Origin of the sequence: Mesobacillus sp., assembly GCF_049588175.1 — a bacterium.
Classification (GTDB): Bacteria; Bacillota; Bacilli; order Bacillales; family Cytobacillaceae; genus Mesobacillus.
Window position 1 is genome coordinate 1 of sequence record NZ_JBAVFI010000236.1, and the last position, 1670, is coordinate 1670.

1 protein-coding gene is annotated in these 1670 nt (G+C 42.2%); it reads left to right on the plus strand.

Annotated features, from left to right (window positions below):
* Positions 1-274 precede the first annotated feature (274 nt).
* Positions 275-1670: dipeptidase PepV (gene pepV / locus WB217_RS05895; RefSeq protein ID WP_423991560.1), on the plus strand; the 1396-nt coding region annotated here is incomplete at its 3' end.

Here is a 1670-nt window from a genome sequence, read left to right on the forward strand (position 1 = left end):
AAACAGGCTATTTATGACAAAAGATTGAAAATTTAGAAAAGTATCTCAGGGTTAGGAATGGCCGAAAATGCTTTCTCAACAATAGAGCCTGAAATTCCACAGAGTTTACGACAGGAGTCAATTAAGAGTAAAATAAATTCAAGTTTTCTAAAGGAGATATCAGACGGATTTGAGGTACAATAAGTTTATTGAGCTGCTTAAACTTCCTCTAATAGGGAAATAGCATCCAAAAGAGAACATAATTACATACAATTGCAATATGGGAGGCATGAAGATGACTACAATCCAATGGATGAAGGAAGTAGAAAAAAGAGAGGCTGATTTGATAAAAGACGCCCAGGAACTCCTGAAAATAAAAAGCGTACTTGATGAAGAAAATGCCACTCCAGAGGCACCACTAGGAGAAGGTGTAAAAGAAGCGTTAGAATTTCTCCTTCAATTAGGTGAAAAGGATGGTTTCACAGCCAAAAATGTTGGCAACCTTGCGGGCCATCTTGAGTTTGGACAAGGCGATGAAATTGTCGGTATTCTCTGCCATGTTGATGTCGTGCCAGAGGGAGATGGCTGGACAAGCGATCCGTTTAGTGCAGAAATTCGTGATGGGAAAATCTTCGCGCGTGGAGCCATTGATGACAAAGGTCCAACAATGGCTGCATATTATGCAATGAAAATCGTTAAAGAGCTGGGTCTGCCGCTGAACAAACGGGTAAGGATGATTATCGGTACAGATGAGGAGAGTAATTGGCGCTGTGTAGACCATTATTTTAAGCACGAAGAAATGCCAGCGATGGGCTTTGCGCCAGATGCTGATTTTCCCATTATCTATGCTGAAAAAGGAATCGCAGACTATGATTTAGTATACAAGCCTGCAGGAACTGAAAATACAGACTATGATGCAGAAGTGATCGAGTTCTCTTCTGGAAGACGCTATAACATGGTACCCGACTTTGCCCAGGCCAGTTTGGTGGTTCAGGAGAGACAGACTGACCTTGTCCAGCGTTTTGAAGATTATAAAAAACAAAATGAACTCGAGGGAAAAGCGCATGTCGAGAATGGAAAGCTAATCCTTGAGCTTGAAGGGGTTTCTGCTCATGGAATGGAACCTAATAACGGTAAAAACGCCGGACTGCATATGGCAAATTTCCTCTCACAGCTGAACCTTGACGGAAATAGCGGCAAGTTCTTTCGATTTGTCTCAAAATACTTAGGCAAGGATTCCCGAGGCAAGGAGATCGGCATCGCCTATACGGATGAAATTACGGGAGACTTGACGATTAACGTTGGTAAGCTATCCTATTCATCAGAGAACGGCGGGCGCGCCGGCTTGAATATGCGTTACCCAGTAACGACAAAGCTTGAAAAAACAAAAGAAATTCTTAATGGCCTTTTGGAAGCAGAAGGGATTACGATTGAAAATTTCTCTAACTCAAATCCACATCATGTTGATGAAAACGACTTCCTCATTCAAACCCTTAAAAAGGTATACGAGGAGCAAACAGGTGAAAAAGCAGAGTTACTTTCCATTGGCGGAGGCACATATGCCAGGTCATTGAAATCCGGAGTAGCATTTGGCCCGCTATTCCCAGGAAGACCAGATATCGCCCACCAAAAAGACGAATACATGATTATAGAAGATCTCTTAAAAGCAACAGCAATATACGCACAAGCAA